General features: G+C 69.9%; 15 protein-coding genes. 10 read left to right on the forward strand and 5 right to left on the reverse strand.

Features of this window, described 5'->3' with window-relative positions; genetic code table 11:
- Positions 1 to 8 precede the first annotated feature (8 nt).
- Genes ABE473_RS02850 through ABE473_RS02865 form a run of 4 tightly spaced genes read left to right on the forward strand, consistent with a single transcriptional unit; the run spans position 9 to position 6,014 of the window.
- A complete protein-coding gene (locus tag ABE473_RS02850; protein WP_346488423.1) occupies positions 9 to 905 on the forward strand; it encodes a DUF58 domain-containing protein in 897 nt (298 codons plus the stop codon).
- Complete coding sequence (locus ABE473_RS02855) at positions 902 to 2,020, forward strand: BatA domain-containing protein (protein ID WP_346488424.1); 1,119 nt, start codon at positions 902 to 904, stop codon at positions 2,018 to 2,020. Before ABE473_RS02850 ends, ABE473_RS02855 begins: the two co-directional genes overlap by 4 nt.
- Entirely contained in the window at positions 2,017 to 4,188 is a 2,172-nt protein-coding gene (locus tag ABE473_RS02860; RefSeq protein WP_346488425.1) for a hypothetical protein, read from the forward strand. The genes ABE473_RS02855 and ABE473_RS02860 overlap by 4 nt, the downstream gene beginning before the upstream one ends.
- The gene (locus ABE473_RS02865) at positions 4,185 to 6,014 is read left to right on the forward strand and encodes a hypothetical protein (protein ID WP_346488427.1); all 1,830 of its coding nucleotides are present in this window, start codon (positions 4,185 to 4,187) and stop codon (positions 6,012 to 6,014) included. Before ABE473_RS02860 ends, ABE473_RS02865 begins: the two co-directional genes overlap by 4 nt.
- Before the next feature lie 19 nt (positions 6,015 to 6,033).
- Here ABE473_RS02865 and ABE473_RS02870 read toward each other — a convergent pair whose 3' ends face one another.
- Complete coding sequence (locus ABE473_RS02870; protein ID WP_346488520.1) at positions 6,034 to 6,465, reverse strand: hypothetical protein; 432 nt, start codon at positions 6,463 to 6,465, stop codon at positions 6,034 to 6,036.
- A gap of 228 nt (positions 6,466 to 6,693) precedes the next feature.
- Here ABE473_RS02870 and ABE473_RS02875 point away from each other — a divergent pair, with 228 nt between their 5' ends.
- Genes ABE473_RS02875 through ABE473_RS02885 form a run of 3 tightly spaced genes read left to right on the forward strand, consistent with a single transcriptional unit; the run spans position 6,694 to position 10,661 of the window.
- A complete protein-coding gene (locus ABE473_RS02875) occupies positions 6,694 to 9,174 on the forward strand; it encodes a DEAD/DEAH box helicase (RefSeq protein ID WP_319210249.1) in 2,481 nt (826 codons plus the stop codon).
- Positions 9,171 to 10,277, forward strand: a complete 1,107-nt coding sequence (locus ABE473_RS02880) for a ribonuclease H-like domain-containing protein (RefSeq protein WP_346488428.1) — start codon at positions 9,171 to 9,173, stop codon at positions 10,275 to 10,277. Before ABE473_RS02875 ends, ABE473_RS02880 begins: the two co-directional genes overlap by 4 nt.
- A 48-nt stretch (positions 10,278 to 10,325) precedes the next feature.
- Entirely contained in the window at positions 10,326 to 10,661 is a 336-nt protein-coding gene (locus tag ABE473_RS02885; protein ID WP_176990276.1) for an I78 family peptidase inhibitor, read from the forward strand.
- A 16-nt stretch (positions 10,662 to 10,677) separates the two neighbouring features.
- Here the strand turns inward: ABE473_RS02885 and ABE473_RS02890 are convergent, their stop codons facing one another.
- The 3 genes from ABE473_RS02890 to ABE473_RS02900 form a co-directional block, all read right to left on the reverse strand.
- The gene (locus tag ABE473_RS02890; RefSeq protein ID WP_346488429.1) at positions 10,678 to 12,534 is read right to left on the reverse strand and encodes a M56 family metallopeptidase; all 1,857 of its coding nucleotides are present in this window, start codon (positions 12,532 to 12,534) and stop codon (positions 10,678 to 10,680) included.
- A gap of 15 nt (positions 12,535 to 12,549) precedes the next feature.
- Positions 12,550 to 12,936, reverse strand: coding sequence for a BlaI/MecI/CopY family transcriptional regulator (locus ABE473_RS02895; RefSeq protein ID WP_070472651.1), 387 nt, complete (start codon positions 12,934 to 12,936; stop codon positions 12,550 to 12,552).
- Positions 12,937 to 13,201: 265 nt separating this feature from the next.
- Positions 13,202 to 14,320 carry an SDR family oxidoreductase gene (locus ABE473_RS02900; RefSeq protein ID WP_346488430.1) on the reverse strand — a complete coding sequence of 373 codons (1,119 nt, stop codon included), beginning with the start codon at positions 14,318 to 14,320 and terminating at the stop codon, positions 13,202 to 13,204.
- A 153-nt stretch (positions 14,321 to 14,473) separates the two neighbouring features.
- On the opposite strand from ABE473_RS02900, the gene ABE473_RS02905 reads away from it, so the two are divergent.
- Positions 14,474 to 14,815, forward strand: a complete 342-nt coding sequence (locus ABE473_RS02905) for a hypothetical protein (RefSeq protein WP_346488431.1) — start codon at positions 14,474 to 14,476, stop codon at positions 14,813 to 14,815.
- 9 nt (positions 14,816 to 14,824) lie between these two features.
- Here ABE473_RS02905 and ABE473_RS02910 read toward each other — a convergent pair whose 3' ends face one another.
- Positions 14,825 to 15,889 (reverse strand): DNA topoisomerase IB, encoded by a 1,065-nt coding sequence (locus ABE473_RS02910; protein WP_319210235.1) that lies wholly within the window; start codon positions 15,887 to 15,889, stop codon positions 14,825 to 14,827.
- Positions 15,890 to 16,023: 134 nt separating this feature from the next.
- Between ABE473_RS02910 and ABE473_RS02915 the strand changes: the two genes are divergently transcribed.
- Together ABE473_RS02915 and gltB are read left to right on the forward strand one after the other, a co-directional pair.
- The gene (locus tag ABE473_RS02915) at positions 16,024 to 16,425 is read left to right on the forward strand and encodes an I78 family peptidase inhibitor (protein WP_313211184.1); all 402 of its coding nucleotides are present in this window, start codon (positions 16,024 to 16,026) and stop codon (positions 16,423 to 16,425) included.
- Between the two features lie 167 nt (positions 16,426 to 16,592).
- On the forward strand, positions 16,593 to 21,047 hold the full coding sequence (gltB, locus tag ABE473_RS02920; RefSeq protein ID WP_346488432.1) for a glutamate synthase large subunit: 4,455 nt from the start codon (positions 16,593 to 16,595) through the stop codon (positions 21,045 to 21,047).
- The last annotated feature ends 87 nt before the right edge of the window (positions 21,048 to 21,134 follow it).

The raw sequence follows: 21,134 nt of genomic DNA on the forward strand, positions 1-21,134 counted from the left end.
CACACGCCGTGAGCCGCAACGCACCGATCGCGATCCCCGCCGATGTCCGCAGCCGCCTGAAGGCACTGCGGCTGCTGCCGCGCCGTGCGCGCGGTGCACACGGGATCGGCCAGCACGCCAGCCGCAGTCGCGGCGCTGGGCTGGAGTTCGCGCAGTACCGCGCCTATGAGCCCGGCGATGAGCTGCGGCAGATCGACTGGAAGCTCTACGCGCGCTCGGACCGCTTCTTCGTCCGCGAATCCGAGCGCGAAAGCCCGATCACGCTCTGGGTACTGCTCGATGCCACCGCCTCGGCGAGCCAGAGCGATCGCGCCCGACCGGACTGGTCGCGGCTGGACCACGCCTGCGCCACCGCCGCCTGCCTGGTTGAACTGGCCCTGCAGCAGAGCGACCGCTTCGGCGTGATCGTCCTGACCGGCGAAGGCGTGCACCTGGTGCCGGCCGGCCATGGCCCGCGCCAACGCGACCGCGTGCATCTGCTGCTGCGCCAGGTGCAGGCCAGCGGCAGGTGGCCGCCGGTCACGGCACTGGCACCGATCTGGGAGCGCGTACAGGCCGGCGACCTGCTCGTTGCGCTGGGCGATGGTTTCGACGAGGCCGGCATCGTGCTGCTGGAGCGGCTCGCTGCCGCACGCCGCGAGGTGCTGCACCTGCAGCTGCTGACCGCCGAAGAGCGCGATTTCCCGTTCACCGAGGGCCACCGCTTCCGCGATCCGGAGACCGGCGAAGAACTGCTGGGCGACGGCCGCGCCATCCGCGCGGATTACCTGGCCCGCTTCGACACGGCGCAGCGCGCATTGCAGGCACGCCTGCAGAGCAGTGGCATCGGGCATGCCACCGGTTATCTCGACCAGCCGCTGGATCAACCGCTGCGTGTGCTGCTCGGTGCCGGGGGCGGCGCATGAGCCTGCTGTATCCGCTTGGCCTGCTGGCACTGGCTGCCTGGCTGGTGCCGCTGCTGATCCACCTTGCACGCCGCCATCAGTACGCACCGCTCGATTTCGCCGCCCTGCGCTGGCTGCGGGCCCGGATCCGGCCGCGCCAGAAGATCCGTTTCGATGAGTGGCCGCTGCTGCTGGTGCGACTGCTGCTGCTCGCCGCACTGGCCCTGCTGCTGGCACGCCCGCTGCTGCATGGCGGTGCGGCCAACACCCACCCGGTGACAGTGGTCGCCCCGGGGCTGGACGGCACTGCCCTGCGCGGGCAGGACGCAACGGGGGACTGGCGCTGGCTGGCCCCGGGTTTCCCGGCACTGGCCGATGCTGTCCCGTCATCTCCCTCACCGCTGGCCAGCCTGCTGCGCGAACTGGACCAGACCCTGCCCGCCGGTGCGCCGCTGACCGTCTACATTCCCGACCCGATGCCCGGGCTGGATGGCGAGCGTCCGCGCCTGTCGCGCGCCGTGACCTGGCGGCCGGTGCCGCTGGCGCCCGCCATCACACGCGCGGCGACGCTGCCTGAGGTGCAGGTCGGCGCCGGCATCGCCGACGCCGAGCAGCGGGTGCTGGCAGCGATCCAGCGCGCGTGGTCGAACCAACCGCTGTCGCCTGCACGCGCCGCGGACACCGCCCCGGACGATGGCCAGCTCGGCGTGTGGCTTGCCGCTGGGCCGTTGCCCACCGCCTGGCAGGCGTGGGTGCAGCAGGGCGGCAGTGTGCTGGTCACGCCCGGTGCCGCGGGATCCGGCTGGACGCCGGCGCTGCGCGATGCACAGGGCGCGGTGGTGCTGGAACAACGGCAGGAAGGCAGCGGTCGTCTGCTGCGCTTCAGCGCAGCGCTGTCGCCGACAGAGCTGCCGGCATTGCGCGATCCCGGCTTCCCCCGCCAATTGCTGGCCGTCATCGCGGCACCGGCCGCGCCCACCCTCGCACCTGCGGCCACACAGGCACCGTTGCGTGGCGCTGCCGCACCGCTCCCCGCACCGCGTGAGCTGACGCCGTGGCTGCTGGCGCTGATCGTGCTGCTGTTCGCGCTCGAACGGCTGATGGCCACCTCGCCGCGCCGTGGAGCAGGGGCATGAACGCCATCATCCAGCGTGGTTGGCAGCGCGCGCGCCGGCGGCAGTGGTGGATCACCGCCGTACTCGCGGTACCGATCGCACTGGCACTCAGTGCCGTTGCATGGCGGGCCGCGGGCTTCAATGCGTTCACCGTGATCCTGCTGCTGACGTTGCTGGTCAGCGTCGGTCTGGCCACCTGGCGCGCACGCCGTCTTGATCGCCAGTGGCTGGTTCGCCGCCTGGATGAAGACCCGATCGCACAGGACAGTGCCGACCTGCTGTTCGCGCCCCCCGACACGTTGAACCCGTTGCAGCGGCGCCAGCGCGCGCATGTCGAGGCGACACTGCAGTCGCGCCTGCCCGAGCTGCGGCCCCGCTGGCCGTGGCGCTGGGTACTGGCGTCGGCGGTGATGTCAGTGCTGGCCATGGCCTTGGCCTTCGGCTGGCCGCGCGGCCAGAGCGCAGCGCCACTGTTCCCCGGCGCGAGCGCACCGCCGGCCACACCGGCGCAACCGCCGCAGCTGCGTTCGACGCGGCTGGAGATCACCGCCCCGGCCTACACCGGGCAGCCGGTGCGCGTGCAGAACGCGCTGGATGGCAAGGTCGCGCAGGACAGCCGCCTGCTGTGGTCGCTGCGCTTCTCCGCGCAGCCGCACACCGCCGCCCTGCAGTTCCACGATGGCCAGCGCATCGCGCTGCAGCGCGAGGGCGACCTCTGGACCGCACGGTGGACCGCGACCCGCCCGGCGCTGTACCGCGTGGTGACCCAGCCCGCCCTGCGCGACACCCGTCTGTACCGGCTCGATGTGGTGCCGGATCGCCCCCCGGTGGTGCGCGTGATCGCCCCGGACCGCAGCCTCGTGCTGGGCACGCCCGGCCAGCGCCAGTGGCCGCTGCAGTTCGAGGCCACCGACGACCATGGCGTGGTCGCCACCGCGCAGTTGAAGGTCACGTTGGCCCAGGGCAGCGGTGAGAACATCACCTTCCGCGAGCAGACCTTCACCCTGTCCGGCACCGGGCCGGCGACGCAGCGGCGCTTCGCGCGCACGCTCGATCTCGGCGCGCTTGGCGCCACCGAAGGCAACGATGTGATCGCGCAGCTGACCGTGCGCGACACCCACGCGCCCACCGCGCAGAGCGCACAGAGCAGCAGCGTCATCCTGCGCCTGCCCAGCGCCGCCGAGATCCAGGGCACCGACATGGAGGGCATGGTCAAGAAGACCCTGCCGGCGTACTTCCGCAGCCAGCGCCAGATCATCATCGACGCCGAGGCGCTGATCAAACAGCGCCGCCAGCTGCCGGCCGAGGAGTTCGTCAAACGCGCCGATGCGATCGGCGTGGACCAGCGCATCCTGCGCCTGCGCTATGGCCAGTTCCTCGGTGAGGAAAGCGAGGGCGGGGCCAAGCCGCCACCGACCAGCGACACCCTGCCCACCAGCGACACGCCGGCGACCCCGCATGACGATGATCATGATCACCATGGCGAGCCTGCACAGGCCCAGGCGCAAGCCGGCCACGATGATCACGACCATGGCGCACAAACCGACGGCACCGCACCCGTGTTTGGCAGCGCCACCGATGTGCTCTCCGAATATGGCCATACCCATGACCACGCCGAGGCCGCCACCCTGCTCGATCCCAAGACGCGCGCCACGCTGAAGGCGGCGCTCGACCAGATGTGGTCGTCGGAAGGCGAACTGCGCCAGGGCCAGCCCGAGCGCGCCCTGCCCTACGCCTACAAGGCGCTGGGTTTCATCAAGGAAGTGCAGCAGGCCGAGCGCATCTATCTGGCGCGGGTCGGTCCGGAGCTGCCGCCGATCGATGAAGCCCGGCGCATGACCGGCGATCGCGCCGAGCTGGCCAGCAGGGCATTGCCGCTGCGTGCGCTGGAAGCCCCCGACCAGGCCATCGTGCAGGTCTGGCAGCATCTGGCCGATCCCGGCAGCGCGCCCGATCTGGACGCGCTGACCCAGTGGCTGCGGCGCAATGAAGCGCGACTGCCAGATCCATTGAGCCTGGCCGCCGCCATCGAAACACTGCGCATCACCCCGGACTGCGCCGACTGCCATCACGCCCTGCGCGCGCAGCTGTGGCGTGCCCTGCTGCGGCCGCTGCCGCAGGTGCCGCGTCGCAACGCACCCGATGCCATGGGCCAGCGCTACCTGGATGCACTCGAGGCCACCCCATGAGCGAACCGCGCTGGATCCTGATCGCGCTGCTGGCCGTGCTGCTGCTGGCCAGCGCACGCCTGTGCTGGCAGCAGTGGCGTGGGCCGGTGCGGGCGCGCGGCGTGTTCGCCGGCCTGCTGCTGTTGCAGATCGCGGTCACCGCGCTGCTCTATCTGACCCTGGTGCCCCCGATGCAGCGCGCGGCCGGCGGTCAGCTCACCGTGCTGACCGCGGCGGCCGAACAGGTGCGCTGGTCGGCCGCGCCGGGCGAGACCGTGGTCGCGCTGCCGGAGGCGCCAACGGCGGCCGAGGCCCTGCGTGCACCCGACCTGGCGACCGCGCTGCGCCAGCATCCGGGTACCACCTCGCTTCGGCTGATCGGCGATGGCCTGACGTCCCGCGATCGCGATGTGGCGCTGCCGCGCGGCGTGCGTCTCGCATCGCCCGGCGCACCGCAGGGCTGGATGTCACTGCAGCCGCCGCCGGTCACCGCCCCCGGTGCGGTGTTCACCGTCAGCGCGCGTGCGCAGGGCGTGCCGGACGCGCGCGCCGAGCTGGTGGATCCGGCCGGCCTGGTCGTCGACCGTGCCACGCCCGGCGCCGATGGCAGCGTGCACCTGGACGGTGTGGCACGGGTCCCCGGGCAGAGTGTGTTCCGCCTGCGCCTGCTGGATGCCGGCCAGCATGTGGTCGATACCCTGGCCGTACCCGTGGACACCGTCGCCACGGCCACGCCGCGCCTGCTGATCCTGGCCGGTGCGCCAGGCCCGGAGCTCAAGTACCTGCGCCGCTGGGCCACGGATGCCGGGCTGCGCGTGCAGGCGCAGGCCAACACGGGCGGTGGGGTGTCGCTTGGCGATGCGCCGATCACGCTCACCGCGGCCAGGTGGGCCGAAACCGATGTCGTGGTGCTGGATGAGCGCAGCCTGGTCGCACTGTCGGCCACGCAGCGCAGCACGCTGCAACAGGCCATCCGCAATGGGCTCGGCGTCCTGGTTCGTACCAGCGGCCCCGTTGGCGATGGCGCCCGCCAGGTGCTGCGCAGCTGGGGACTGTCCGTCACCGGCGGCAACCAGCCCGCGCCCCTGTCGCTGCCGGCGGATGCCGACGCCGCGTTGCTGCAGGCACGCCGTGGCCCACAGCGGCCCGCATCGGATGCCACTGCCTACATCGAGGAAGCCGACGCCGCCTCGCACCAGGCCGCGCTGCCGGTATTGGAGCGGTGGGCGGTGCAGACCACCGACGCGACGCCGCTGCTGCACGATGACAAGGGCGCTTCGGTCGGCGGCTATCGCGCCCTCGGGCGCGGACGCGTCGCGCTGCTGCCGGTCACCGACAGTTATCGGCTGGTGCTGGCCGGCCGTGACGATCGCCATGCCGAGCTGTGGAGCAGCGTGCTGGCCAGCATCGCGCGCGCGCTTCCCGCTGCGGAGGTCCCACGCATCGATGCCATCACCCCCTGGGCCGGCGAGCGCATGGCCCTGTGTCAGCTGCAGGCAACCGCGCAGGTGCGTGCACCGGATGGCGCGCTCATTCCACTCCGGATCGATCCGGCCAGCGGTACCGAGCGCTGCGCGGGCTATTGGCCAGCGCAGGCCGGCTGGCATCAGCTGCAGCAGAGTGAGAACCGCCACGCGTTCTACGTGTTCGATCCGGCCACTGCGCAACCGCTGCATCGGCAGCAGCTGCGCGAGGCGACCGCACAGCGTCTGGCTGGCGGCACCGCCGCCGCACCGGCGGGCCTGGTAGAAACGCCGGGCGCACGCTGGCCGTGGCTGTTGGCCTTCGTGCTGGCGGCAGGGTTGCTGTGGTGGCTGGAGCGACGGCGGACGGCGACAACGCGATGACGGCAGGTCCGCCTGCCCGCTACTCCGGCAACGGCGGCAGCGGCGTCGGGCACCCACCCTGCTGCGCACACACCTCCATCGCGCGGCGCTGTTCTTCCTCGGTGAGCTCCGGCGGCGGGCGGGCGGTCGCGGACTGGATCTGCGCGGGCCCGCCAGTGAGCTTGTTCACGCCCTGCGCGGCTTTGGCCAATCCCTGGTGGATGCCCATCATCAGGTAGCCGCCACTCATGCTGACCTGCTCAGGCGAAGGCGGCTCGCTCCAGGTACGGCTGAAGCGATTGGGCTGAACCTGCACGGGATTTTTGAAGCGGTACAGATCCAGCGGTTCGTCGTCGGGCTTGAGCGCACGCACCTCGCCCAGCGTGGTGACCTCACCCTGTGTCGCAGGCGGCGGCTCCACCGGCTCGGGTGCGGCGGCCTTCTGGGCCTGTGCGGCGGCGGTCAGCAGCAGGCCGGCCAACAACGCTGCACTTTGATGTCCACGTAATGCCACTGCGACGCCATCCTTAGTTTGTGCGGGCTGTCGCCAAGCATACGGATGCCGGCTTCAGATTTCGTTGCTGGCAGCTGTCCAGGCGTCGCCGCCACGCACTGAACCATTCACCCGCGCGCACCCCGATGTCTCAGACATTGAGACGCGGTCATGTTCCCATAGCGTCCTTTGCAGACCGTTGTGACCATGGCTTACGAACTCGCCAAGCGCACTGAAGACGCCGAGCGCCGCCTCGCCACCACCGATGGGCTGCCCTCGCGCGATGGCGCGCTGCTGACCGCGCGCCTGCAGCGCCGCTACAACGACCGCATCACCGGCAGCTTCACGATTCCGGCCCGCGAGGGCCAGTACGCGCCGATCCCGGCGGATGTGCCCGACGCCCTGGTCCAGGCGCTGAAGGCGCGTGGCATCGAGCAGCTCTACAGCCACCAGGCGCAGGCCTGGGAGGCCAGCCAGCGCGGCGAGCACGTGGCCATCGTGACCCCGACCGCCAGCGGCAAGTCGCTGTGCTACACCCTGCCGGTGGTCAGCGCGGCGATGCAGGGCAAGGCCAAGGCGCTGTACCTGTTCCCGACCAAGGCGCTGGCCCAGGACCAGGTGGCCGAGCTGCTGGAACTCAACCGCGCCGGCGATCTGGGTGTCAAAGCCTTCACCTTCGATGGGGATACGCCGGGCGATGCGCGCCAGGCGATCCGCCTGCACGGCGACATCGTGGTCTCCAACCCGGACATGCTGCACCAGGCGATCCTGCCGCATCACACCAAGTGGGCGCAGTTCTTCGAGAACCTGCGCTACGTGGTCATCGATGAAGTGCACACCTACCGCGGCGTGTTCGGCAGCCACGTCACCAACGTGCTGCGCCGGCTCAAGCGGATCTGCGCGTTCTATGGCGTGGAGCCGCAGTTCATCCTGTGCTCGGCGACCATCGGCAACCCGCAGGCACATGCCGAGGCGCTGATCGAAGCGCCGGTGACGGCGATCACCGAGTCCGGCGCGCCCAGCGGGCCGAAGCATGTACTGCTGTGGAACCCGCCGGTGGTCAACGCCGATCTCGGCCTGCGCGCTTCGGCGCGCTCGCAGAGCAACCGTATCGCCCGCATCGCGATCAAATCCGGGCTGAAGACCCTGATCTTCGCGCAGAGCCGGTTGATGGTCGAAGTGCTGACCAAGTACCTCAAGGACATCTTCGACCACGACCCGCGCAAGCCGGCGCGCATCCGCGCCTACCGCGGCGGCTACCTGCCCACCGAGCGCCGCGAGACCGAACGCGCCATGCGCGCCGGGCAGATCGACGGCATCGTCAGCACCTCGGCGCTGGAGCTGGGCGTGGATATCGGCAGCCTCGACGTGGTCATCCTCAACGGCTACCCGGGCAGCGTCGCCGCGACCTGGCAGCGCTTCGGCCGCGCCGGCCGCCGCCAGCAGCCCGCGCTGGGCGTGATGGTGGCCAGCTCGCAGCCGCTGGACCAGTACGTGGTGCGGCATCCGGATTTCTTCGCCGAGGCCTCGCCCGAGCATGCGCGCATCGCGCCGGACCAGCCGCTGATCCTGTTCGACCACATCCGCTGCGCCGCCTTCGAGCTGCCGTTCCTGGCCGGCGATCCGTTCGGCCCGATCGACCCGCTGGTGTTCCTGGAAGCCCTGGCCGAAACCGAGGTGGTCCATCGCGAAGGCGACCGTTGGGAGTGGATCGCCGACAGCTATCCGGCCAACGCGGTCAGCCTGCGCTCGGTCGCCGATGGCAACTTCGTGGTGGTGGACCGCAGCGACGGCAAGCAGCAGATCATCGCCGAAGTGGATTATTCCGCCGCCGCGCTGACACTGTACGAAGGCGCCATCCACATGGTGCAGTCCACGCCCTACCAGGTGGAGCGGCTGGACTGGGAAGGCCGCAAGGCCTATGTCACCCGCACCCACGTGGACTACTACACCGACAGCATCGACTTCACCAAGCTCAAGGTGCTGGACCGCTTCGATGGCTGCATCGCCGGGCGCGGCGATTCCCACCATGGCGAGGTGCACGTGGTGCGCCGCGTGGCCGGCTACAAGAAGATCCGCTACTACACCCACGAAAACATCGGCTACGGCCCGGTCAACCTGCCCGACCAGGAGCTGCACACCACGGCGGTGTGGTGGCAGTTGCCGCAGGCGCTGCTGCTGACCGCGTTCGACAGCAAGCAGGAAGCGCTGGACGGTTTCCTGGGCGCGGCCTACGCGCTGCACATCGTCGCCACGGTGGCGGTGATGGCCGATGCGCGCGACCTGCAGAAGGCGGTCGGCAATGGTGATGGTGCGTGGTTCGCGGTGGCCGACCAGAGCGGGCGCGGGCAGCTGCGTGGCGCCGAGTTCGATGCCAGCGCGATCGAGCTGCAGCAGCAGTTCGTGCCCACGGTATATCTGTACGACAACTTCCCCGGCGGCGTGGGCCTGAGCGAGCCGCTGTGGGTGCGCCAGGCCGAGCTGCTGCTGCGCGCGCGCGAACTGGTGCAGGGCTGCGACTGCAAGGCCGGCTGCCCGGCCTGCGTCGGTCCGGTGTTGGCCGGCCAGGAAGACGATGCCACCACGCCGAAGGCGCTGGCGTTGAAGGTGCTGGACCTGTTCGACAGTGCCGCGCTGCCGTCCGCGGCCGAACGTGAGCGCCAGCATGCCGAGGTGGTCGCCCCGTGAGCCTGAGCCTGGACAAGCTGCGCCTGCTGCGCCGGCAGGCGGGCGATGCGACGGCGGCGGCTGCCTCTGATCCGGCCATCGCCCCTGGGCGTGGAACCGCTGCCGCTGATGCGGGCGCGCCCGGCGACACGGGCAGCGCCCCTCTTCCGGCCGCCGCCAACGACGCACGTGCGCACACGCCTGCGCCCGCCTCCGTTTTCGGCTGGGTCGAGCAGGAAATCCGCCACAAACCGACCGGCGCCGCCGCACGCGAGACCGCACCGGCAACGCCTGCCCTCCCGACGCCCGCGCTGCGCAGACCCGAGATCGGTGGCCTGCGCCGCCTGCTTGGCCTGCGCGATCGCGGCATCATCACGGCCAAGCCGCGCGAGAACGCCGCGGATCGCCATGTACCGGGCGAGGAAATCGCGCCGGGGCTGTTCCTGATCGAATCGTTCGTCGCGCAGGCGATCCCCACCGAACCGCTGTCGCTGGCCTTCGCCAAGCGCGAGGGCGAGCAGGTGCAGCCGCGGGATCTGTTGTTCTTCGACACCGAGACCACCGGCCTGGCCGGCGGCACCGGCACCCGCGCTTTCATGATCGGCGCGGCGGACTGGCACACCCATCCCGAACGCGGCGACGGCCTGCGCATCCGCCAGCTGCTGATGACGACGATGGCCGCGGAAACCGCGATGCTGCGCGAGTTCGCCGGCTGGCTGCAGCCGGGCACGGTGTTCTCCAGCTACAACGGGCGCTGCTACGACGCCCCGCTGCTGAAGACGCGCTATCGGCTGGCGCGGCAGCGCTGCCCGATCACGCCGCTGGACCATGTCGACCTGCTGTTTCCGACGCGCCGCCGCTATCGCGGCACCTGGGAGAACTGCCGGCTGGCCACGATCGAGCGCCAGCTGCTGCAGATCGTGCGCGAAGACGATCTGCCCGGCTCGGAAGCCCCCGCGGCATGGCTGAATTACCTCCGGGGCGGCAGCGCGGTGAACCTGCGCCGCGTGGCCGAGCACAACCACCAGGACGTGGTCACCCTGGCGCTGCTGATGCGGCGGCTGGTGGCCGAGGAGCAGCGCGACCGGGAGACCTTGGCGCTGCAGGCCATTGACGCGGTGTAAAGGCCGGTCCACGGACACTGCGGGTACTTACCGTGGGAGGACCACCACATGCGTCTGAACCTTCTGTTCGCCCTGGGCTGCGCCCTGCCGCTGGCCGCCTGTAGTCATCCCGGCAAGACGGCGGGAACACCCGCCGACAGCCCGACCTCGACCGCGCCGCCCGCGGTGGCCGGCAGTGGCGGCCAGTGCGATCCGGAAAAGCTCACCGGCCTGACCGGGCAGACCGCCACCGAAGCGGTGATCCAGAAAGCAGTGAAGGACAGCGGTGCCCGCAACGCCCGCGTGCTCAAGCCGGGCATGGCGATGACCATGGATTACCGCGAAGACCGGCTCAGCATCGAAGTCGACGCGCAGAACAGGATCGTGCGCGCCAACTGCGGTTGAGAAAGCGGCCTGCAGGTCAGTCGATCAGGCGCCGGGCCTTGCCGCTGGCCAGCGCCTGATCGATGGCCGTGCGTACTTCCCGCACGGCGCGGGCCGAGGCCAGGCTCTGCTGCTGCGCCAGGCGCGCCTGCTCCCGGCCCAGCTCGGCCTGCTCGCGCGCGACCAGGGTGATCTGACGGGCGTCCACCGCCTTGGCCGCGGCGGTACGCGCTTCGCGCGCTGCCTGGCTGGCACCGGCGGCAGCCGCACGTGACTGGCGCGCGGCCTGATTTGCCTCGGCGGCCGCATCCAGTCCCGTTTGGCGCGTCGCGCGGTTGACCACCGCCGCGACATCCACTGCGGCCAGCGCGTCGGCGGTGACCTGCATCGAGACCTGGGCCAGCTGCTGGCCGATCGCCGCCTGGCGGTTGCCCAGCTCGGCCTGCGCGTTGCCCAAGGCCGCCACGTCGGACTGACTGCGGCTGAGCTGGCTGAGGACGGCGGGATCGCGGATGAGATAGCGCGCCTGGCCACGACGTACCCACAGCGCCGGTTCGTCGCCGCCCGCATCGCGTCGCGCCTGCTTGAGATCGGCCACCGAGGCATCGACGAAGTTGTCGTCCTGCCCCATCAGCACGAACGCCTGGGCGGGTTGCTGGCGGATGTTGAGCTTGCCATGGGTAACGAAGGACATCCCGTCATCCAGATCCTTCGGCGGCTCCGGCGCACGGGGTGCGGCGGGGGCGGCCGGCGGTTCCGGGGCCGGCATCGGCTCCGGTGCGGGCATCGGCTCCGGCGCGGCGACCGGGGCGGGTGTCGGGCGGGGCGCGGGGGCAGGCAACGGCGCTGGCGGCGTGGGCACGTTCGGTGCCGTCGGGGCCGGGGGCACCGGCGGCGGCGGCGCAGCCACCAGCCGCAGCGGCGCCACGCCCACCACCACGAACAGCGCGGTGATCGCCAGCGCGGCGGCGCGCGGGAAACTGCGGGTCTGCTGCAGGGTCAGCAGGCGGCGCTTGAGGCTGCGCAGGTTCGGCGAGGCGCTGGCCACGCCCACGGCAGGACGCGGTGCGACACCCAGCTGCACCAGCAGGCGACCATAGTCGTGCCGGCAATGGTCATGCCCGGCCACCACCGCACCATCGCAGGCTTCTTCGCGGGCCAGGGCGTATTCGCGCGCGGCCAGGTGGACCAGCGGATGGAAGAAGAACAGATGCTGCGACAGTGCCGGCAGCAGGCCCCACCACAGGTCGCGGCGCTGCAGATGGATCAGCTCATGGGTCAGCGCCATGTCCAGGTCATCGGCCGACATCGCCGGCAGTTCGCGCGCCGGCAGCAGCAGCACGGGCCGCCACGGGCCGATCAACTGCGGCGAGCGGATCTGTGCGGAGAGCTTCAGGCGCGGCGCGCGGCGCAGGCCATGCGCTTCGGCAGCGAGCTGCAGGGCCTGCTGCAGGCCGGCGTCGGTACACTCGGTGGCACCGCGCACCAGCGCGCGGCTCGCGCGGTAGCCGCGCAGGCTGTGCACCAGCATCAAGAACACGCCGGCGGCCCACAGGGCCAGCAGCAGCGACGGCCAGGACACCGCCATCGTCGCCGTCTCGGCCGCGCTTGCTGCATGGATGAGCGGCGCGGCCTGCACGGCGGCATCGAACGCAGGCAGTGCCGTTACCGGGGCGGTCGGCGCAGTCAGCGCGACGGGTGCAGGCAGCACCGCCAGTTCCAGCGGGCTGCTCCAGAACAGGCCCAGCACCGCCTGCGCGGCCACCAGCCACCACAGCCGGCAGCGGGTCGCGGAGGGCAGCCGCGGCAGCAGGCGGCATACGCCCCAGACCAGCGCCACCAGCACCGCACTCTGCACGCTGGTCCAGCCCAGCCGCATCAGCAGTTCGCTCATCATCATGTCCATGGCTCAGCCCTCCCGCTTGCGTGACTGCAACTGTGCGACCAGCGCTTCCAGCTCGGCCAGCTCCTGATCGCTGACGTCGACCTTGTGCGACATGAACGCTACGAACGGCGAGACCGAGCCCTGCAGCGTCTTCTCCACGAAGCTGGCCACCGCGCCCTGCACCACGCTGTCCTGGCCGCTGGTGGTGGCATAGCGGTACACGCCGTCCACCTGCTTGCGGCTCAGGTACGACTTGGCGCGCAGGCGCTCCATCATGGTCAGCACGGTGGACCGTGCCAGCCCGCGCTGCTCGCCGAACCCGGCGGCGACTTCGCCGACGCTTGGACGGTCCTGTTCCGCGATGTACTGCAGCAGGGCCAGTTCCTGGTCCCCGATGGTCTTGCCGCGCATGGCGCACTCCCTATGACTACACGTGTCGCCACCGTGCCAGTGACTACAGGTGTCGTCAAGTGCCGGACGGAGGGTGCCGACGAACGGTAGGCCGCAACTGGCTGTCGGCCCAGGCATGCACGCCGCACGCATCGCCGGGGGCAGGAGGGACGGCAAGGTCGAACGGCGAATAGGCCCTGGCGGCATACTCACGCCACCGGCCTTGGTGCTGCAGAGAAGAACCACCGAGGTGATCCTCGGTGGCTTGCTGAGGCGGTGCCGACGGTCAGCCGCGCGGCCCGCCCATCACCGGCAGGATCACGCCGCTGATGTAACTCGCGGTGATCGGCGAGGCGAGGAACACATAGGCCGGCGACAGTTCTTCCGGCTGCGCCGGTCGGCCCATGTCGCTGTCCTGGCCGAACTCGGCCACGTCGGGGGCTTTCTTGTCGGCCGGATTGAGCGGCGTCCAGACCGGTCCCGGGGCGACTGCATTGACCCGGATGCCGCGCGGCAGCAGCTGGCTGGCCAGCGCCTTGGTGAAGGCATGGATCGCGCCCTTGGTGGCCGAGTAGTCCACCAGCGCCTTGCTGCCGAACAGCCCGGTTTCCGAGCCGGTATTGATGATGCTGGCGCCTTCGCCCAGATGCGGCAGCACCGCACGCGCCATCTGGATGTAACCGCCGACGTTGGTCTGCAGGGTTTCCTGCAGATGGTCGTCCTCGAGGTCTTCCAGGCGGTCGCAGTGCAGCTGGAAGGCAGCGTTGTTGACCAGGATGTCGACCCCGCCGAACGCCTTGACCACCTGCTTCACCGCCTTGTTGCAGAAGGCCGGATCGCGAACGTCGCCGGCGATCACCACGCAGCGGCCGCCTTCCTTCTCGACGTGCTCGCGGGTGATCTTCGCGTCCTTCTTTTCATCCAGGTGCAGCACCGCCACATCGGCCCCTTCGCGGGCGAACAGCACGGCCACCGCGCGGCCGATGCCGGAGTCGGCGCCGGTGATGATCGCGCGCTTGCCCTTGAGTTTGCCGCTGCCCTGGTAGTCCGGCGCAAGGAAACGCGGGGCCAGCTGCATCTCGTGTTCGTTGCCCGGTTTGGCCAGCTGCTCGGCCGGCATTTTTTCCGGCTGGCGGCGCGTGCCGGCCTGGGTAGCCTTCTTGGTCTTGGTCGCGGCGGCCTTCTTCGCCGCACGCGCGTCCTTGGCCTTCTCCTGGTCCTGCAGACGGCGCTGGCGCGCCGCCACGCGCGCAGCGCGCGGATCGGTGGCGGCAGCCTTGCGGGTCGCGGTTTTCACGACCGGCGCACGGGTACGCGGTTCGGTGGCGTCGGCCGCCGGGGCCGCGGGGGCCGCCTTGCGGGACGTGGGGGTCTTGGTGGTCTTACGGGGTTTGGCCGTGGCCATGTTCGACTCCTGTTGCCGGAAATACGCAGCCCCACTATGGTCAACCCAACGGCCAGGGACGGTGAATGGAGCGTGCCCACACCGTGTAGAGGATTCATGCGCCGCATACGGGCACCGATGCACCCTGAGCGCAATTCCCATGGAGTGCGTCGCATGCTTCGTTACCTGTCCGCGGCTGTGGCCGTCCTTGCTTTGTCCGCCTGCAGCAGCACCCCTGTCGCGCAGGTCCAGCCGATCGACGGCGTGATTTCCGGCCAGTGCCACGTGGACAAGGTCCGCGGCGCCGTGGGCCTGGCGGCATCGCAAGCCACGGTCGAGCGTGCCCGCGTGGACAGTGACAGCTTGCAGGTCATCGTCGTGCACAGCGAGCGTGCCGCAAGTGGCGCGACTGCCAGTGGCGCGGCCAATCCCACCCCGGGTGCGGAGCAGGGCGGCGAACGGCTGACCATCGAAACCGGTCGTACCAACAACATCACCGCACTCTACTGCGGCTGACCGCTGCGCTCATCCCGCGCGGGCGCGCCGGACGGTGCGCCGCGCGGCTTTGAGTACTTTCAGCGTGGCCAGTTCCCACTGGCGCTCGCCGCGCAGCCCGGCAAGCGCCTTCAATGAGCCGGCCCGCCAGCCATCGAATACGCAGGGATCGATGTAGGCCTTGCGGCACACCGACGGTGTATTGCCCAGCAGGTTGGCCACCTCGCATACCACCTGCTTCTGCAATGCCGCCAGCGCACGCTCACTGGAGGGTTCGGGCAGTTCGGTCGCGGCAAGCTGACGGATCGCCTCCAGCGTGCCGCCCCAGGTACGGAAGTCCTTGGCGCTGAAATCCTCGCCCATCGCATCGTGCAGATAGTCATTGACCATGCCCGAGTCCACCGGTTGCACCGCGCCCTCGTCATCGCGGTACTGGAACAGCGCCTGCCCGGGCAGCTGCTGGCAGCTGCGGATGAGCTTGACCAGTTCGCGGTCATCCACGTCCACCTCATGCGCCTGCCCGGACTTGCCCCGGAAGCGCATCTGCGCCCGGCCGCCCTTGACCAGCGCGAGGTGGCGGTTACGTAGCGTGGTCAGCCCGTAAGAGCGGTTGTCACGTGCATAGACTTCATTGCCAACGCGCACCAGCGTCTGTGCCAGCAACGCCACCACGATCGCCAGCACTTTGTCCCGCGGGAAGCCGGGCAGCTTCAGATCGCGGCGCAGGCGCCGACGCAGCGTGGGCAGGGCGGTACCAAAGGCAATGATGCGATCGAATTTGCCATCGCCCCGCACCCGCGCCCAATCGGCGTGGTAACGGTACTGCTTGCGCCCGCGCGCGTCGCGGCCGGTCGCCTGCAGGTGGCCGTTGGGCAGCGCGCAGATCCACACATCGGTGTACGCCGGCGGGATCGCCAGCGCGCGGATCCGGGCCAACGTGGCGGCATCGCGCACCGCCGCACCATCGGCGTCGCGGTAGGCGAAGCCCTTGCCGGCCTTGCGGCGGGCGATGCCAGGCAGTTCATCGCTGACATACCGCAGGCCGGCCTGGCGGGCGGCGGCGGCTTCGGGGGTCGTGGTGCGGCTCGGGCTCATGGACGCGGGACGGATCAGGGGAACGCAGTGTTACCGCTGCCGGTGCGGCGCCGCGTCAATAACGCAACACAAACACCTCACGCCGCGCTTGGCGATATCCTCCAGAGTTTACTGGCTCGCTTTCTGGAGTACCGATGTCGTCCCTGTCGTTCCGCCGCGTGCGGCGTTCTTTCGGGCTGATCGCCCTGTTCCCCGCCCTGCTGGTCCTCGGTGCGTGCAGCGCCCCGCCGATGGACGAGCAGGAGGCCGTCGCCACCCATGCGCAGAAGGCCGCCGAAGCCGCCGCCGCGCCGACCGACGAAGCCGGCAAGGCGACCGAAGCGCCACCGGTCGGCAGCTGCGATGCCACCCAGGTGCAGAGCCTGGTCGGCCAGCCCTATACCGCCGAGCTCGGCAGCCAGGCCCAGCAGGATGCCGGCGCCACCAGCGTGCGCGTGCTCAAGCCGAACGACATGACCACGATGGAGTTCATCGGCGAGCGCCTGAACGTCGAAGTGGATGCCAAGAACGTGGTGGCCGGCGTCCGCTGCGGCTGAACAGGCGACGGAAAAAACCCCTGAAACTCAGGGGTTTGGTTGCGCCTGCAACCGTGTATTGCGGCGTTGCAGCAACTATGCTCTAGTCGAGTCATCCGGTGCCTCCAGATGCGCTCAACGGATTGAGCGGGGACGAGTGTCGCCGCTCACCCGACATTGAGGCAGAGATGGCCCCCCGCAACCGCCAAGGGCTTTACGACCCGCAAGATGAGCGAGATGCCTGTGGTTTCGGCATGGTCGCCCAGCTCGACGACCAGCCGTCCCGACTGCTGGTCGACACCGCTATCGCAGCACTCTCGCGCATGACCCACCGCGGCGGCGTCGCTGCCGACGGTGTCACCGGTGACGGCTGCGGCCTGTTGCTGCGCCGCCCCGACGTGTTCCTCAAGGCACTCGCCGCCGAAGCGGGTCTCACGCTGGGTGCGCGCTTCGCCGCCGGCGTGGTGTTCCTGCCGCACGACACCGCTGCCGCACAGGCCTGCCGCGACACGCTGGAACAGCAGCTGCGCGAGGCCGGCTGCCAGCCGGTCGGCTGGCGCGTGGTACCCACCGATCCCAGCGTCTGCGGCCAGCTCGCGCGCGACACCCTGCCGCACATCGAGCAGGTGTTCGTCGATGCCGGTGCCGCGCAGGACGAGGCCGCCTTCACCCTGGCCCTGTTCCTGGCCCGCCGCCGCAGCGAACAGCAGTTGGGCGAGCACGCCGATTACTACGTCACCACGCTCAGCCCGAACGCGATCAGCTACAAGGGCATGGTGCTGCCGGACAAGCTGAGCCGCTTCTACGTGGACCTGCAGCGCAACGACCTGGCCTCCAGCGCGATCGTGTTCCATCAGCGCTTCTCGACCAACACGCTGCCGCGCTGGCCGCTGGCGCACCCGTTCCGGATGCTCGCGCACAACGGCGAGATCAACACCATCGAGGGCAATCGTCGGTGGGCGCAGGCGCGCAGCAAGGTGTGGAAGACCCCGCGCTTCGACATCGGCGAATTCAATCCGGTCATCTCCATGCACGGCTCGGACTCGCAGAGCCTGGACAACATGCTCGAGCTGATGGTCAGCGCCGGCATGGAGCTGATCCAGGCGCTGCGCATCCTGGTGCCGCCGGCGACCCAGTCGCTGGAGTTCAAGGATCCCGACCTGGCCGCGTTCTACGAGTTCTACGGGCTCAATAGCGAACCCTGGGACGGCCCAGCCGGCATCGTCGCCTGCGACGGGCGCTATGCCGCCTGCACGCTGGACCGCAACGGCCTGCGCCCGGCGCGCTGGATGCTGACCTCCGACCGCCACTTCCTGGTCGCCTCCGAAGCCGGCGTGTGGGAAGTGCCGGCCGAGCGCGTGGTGCGCAAGGGCAAGCTCGGCCCGGGCGAGATGATGGCGATCGACCTCAAGCGCGGCGACCTGCTCGACTCGGACGCCATCGACCGCATCAACCGTGGCCGCGCGCCGTACAAGCAGTGGCTGCAGCAGGGCGTGACCTACCTGCAGACCGAGCTGATCGATCCGTCGCTGGTGGAAGAGCCGTTCGACGAGCGCACCCTGCGCAGCTATCACAAGCTGTTCCAGCTCAGCACCGAGGAAGTGGAGCAGATCCTGCGTCCGCTGGCCGAGACCGAGCAGGAAGCTACCGGCTCGATGGGCGATGACACGCCCATGGCCGTGCTGAGCCAGCACAGCCGTCCGCTCTACGATTACTTCCGCCAGGCGTTCGCGCAGGTCACCAACCCGCCGATCGATCCGCTGCGCGAAGACTGCGTCATGTCGCTGTCCACCCAGCTCGGCAAGGAGACCAACATCTTCCATGCCGGCGCGGAGACGGTGAACCACGTCATCCTCAATTCGCCGGTACTCAGCCAGCGCAAGCTGCGCCAGCTGATCAAGATGGAGCAGTACGCCGCCAAGAACCGGCTGATCGATCTGTCCTACAGCCTGGACGAAGGCCTGAAGGCCGGCATCGAGCGCATCTGCGCCGAAGCCGAAGCCGCCGCCCGCGAAGGCATCGTCATGCTGCTGCTGAGCGACCGTTACCCGGTTGCCGACCGCCCGATGGTGCATGCCCTGCTGGCCACCAGCGCGGTGCATCACCATCTCTCCAATGCGGGCCTGCGCTGCGACGTCAACCTGATCCTGGAAACCGGCACCGCGCGCGATCCACACCACATGGCCTGCCTGCTCGGCTTCGGTGCCACCGCGGTGTACCCGTACCTGGCCTACCAGACCCTGTTCGACCTGGGCCGGCGCGGCATCCTGCAGCTGAGCAAGGGCGGCGAGCAGTCGCAGATCGGCCGTCGCTACCGCAAGGGCATCTACAAGGGCCTGTCCAAGATCATCTCCAAGATGGGCATCTGTACCGTGGCCAGTTACCGCGGCGCGCAGCTGTTCGAGATCGTCGGGCTGGACGACGAGGTGGTCGACCTGTGCTTCCCGGACACCGCCTCGCGCGTGGCCGGAGTCGGCTTTGCGCGCCTGGACGACGAGGCCCGCGAGCTCACCGTGCGCGCCTGGAATGATCTGCTGCGCCCGGACGTCGGCGGCGTGCTCAAGTACGTGCACGGCGGCGAGTACCACATGTACAACCCGGACGTGGTCATGACCCTGCAGCGCGCCGCGCGCAGCGGCGATGCCGCGGACTGGCAGCGCTACTGCGAGGCGGTGCATGGCCGACCGGTGTCGGCGCTGCGCGACCTGCTGCAGCTCAAGGCCGCGCCCACGCCGACGCCGCTGGACGACGTGGCCCCGGCCGAAGACCTGTTCCGCCGCTTCGACACCGCCGCGATCAGCCTCGGTGCGTTGTCGCCGGAAGCGCACGAAGCGCTGGCGATCGCCATGAACCGGCTCGGCGGCCGCAGCAATTCCGGCGAAGGCGGCGAAGACCCGGTGCGCTACGGCACCGAGAAGCGCAGCAAGATCAAGCAGGTGGCCTCGGGCCGCTTCGGCGTCACCGCCGAGTACCTGGTCAACGCCGAAGTGCTGCAGATCAAGGTTGCCCAGGGCGCCAAGCCCGGCGAAGGCGGCCAGCTGCCCGGGCACAAGGTCAACGAGCTGATCGCGCGGCTGCGGTACGCCAAGCCGGGCATCGGCCTGATCTCGCCGCCGCCGCACCACGACATCTACTCGATCGAAGACCTCGCCCAGCTGATCTACGACCTCAAGCAGGTCAATCCGACCGCGCTGGTCTCGGTGAAGCTGGTCAGCCATGCCGGGGTCGGCACCATCGCCGCTGGCGTGGTCAAGGCCGGCGCCGATCTGATCACCGTATCCGGCCATGACGGCGGCACCGGTGCCAGCCCGGTCAGCTCGATCCGCTATGCGGGCGTGCCGTGGGAACTGGGCGTGGCCGAATCGCACCAGGCGCTGGTCGCCAACGACCTGCGCGGGCGCACCCTGCTGCAGACCGATGGCGGCCTGAAGACCGGCCTGGACGTGATCAAGGCCGCGCTGCTCGGTGCGGACAGCTTCGGTTTCGGCACCGCGCCGATGATCGTGCTGGGCTGCAAGTACCTGCGCATCTGCCACCTCAACAACTGCGCCACCGGCGTGGCCACCCAGGATGAGCGCCTGCGTGCGCAGTACTTCACCGGCCTGCCGGAGCGCGTGGAGAACTTCTTCCGCCTGCTGGCCGAGGAAGTGCGTGGCTGGCTGTCCTACCTGGGTGTGCGCTCGCTGGAGGAGATCGTCGGCCGTACCGACCTGCTGCAGCAGCTGGAAGTTTCACCGCGTCCGGGCGTCAAGGTGGATCTGTCGCGCCTGCTGCACCCGGCCGACTACGCGGGCAGCCACTGCGCCGCACAGCGTCTGTACGAATCGCCGGACAGCCTGGCGACGCAGATGGACGGTCTGCTCGCGCCTGCGATCGCCGGCAAGCTGGGTGGCGAGCACCGCTTCCTGATCCACAACACCGACCGCTCGATCGGCACCCGCCTGTCCGGCGAGATCGCGCGCACGCATGGCAACCAGGGCATGGCCGATGCACCACTGACCCTGCGCTTCCGTGGCACGGCCGGGCAGAGCTTCGGCGCGTTCAACGTGGGCGGCCTGCAGCTGGAGGTCGAAGGCGAAGCCAACGACTACGTCGGGAAGGGCATGGCCGGCGGCCGGCTGGTGGTGCGTCCGCCGCGTGGCGCACGCTTCGAGGCGCGCAACACCGCGATCATCGGCAACACCTGCCTGTACGGCGCCACCGGTGGCGAGCTGTTCGCCGCGGGCCGTGCCGGCGAGCGCTTCGGCGTGCGCAACTCCGGCGCGCTGGCGGTGATCGAAGGCGCCGGTGACCACTGCTGCGAGTACATGACCGACGGCATCGTGCTGGTGCTGGGCAAGGTCGGGCTGAACTTCGGCGCCGGCTTCACCGGTGGGCTGGCCTACGTGCTGGATATCGACCGCGATTTCGTGGACCGCTACAACCACGAACTGATCGACATCCACCGCATCTCGGCCGAGGGCTTCGAGAACCACCGCCAGCACCTGCATACGCTGATCAGCCGCCACCGCGAGCTGACCGGCAGCATCTGGGCGCAGCAGATCCTCGATGAGTTCCGCGATTACGTCGGCAAGTTCTGGCTGGTCAAACCCAAGGCCGCCAGCATCGAATCGCTGACCGACTCACTGCGCCGCGCCGCCTGACCGGGCGGGAGGCGCCGATTCCCCGACCGGCGCCGCACCTCCCACCGCTGTAGTGCCGGCCGCTGGCCGGCAACGCCAACCAATCCG

The organism is Stenotrophomonas sp. TWI700 (genome assembly GCF_039673645.1).
GTDB lineage: Bacteria > Pseudomonadota > Gammaproteobacteria > Xanthomonadales > Xanthomonadaceae > Stenotrophomonas > Stenotrophomonas maltophilia_AA.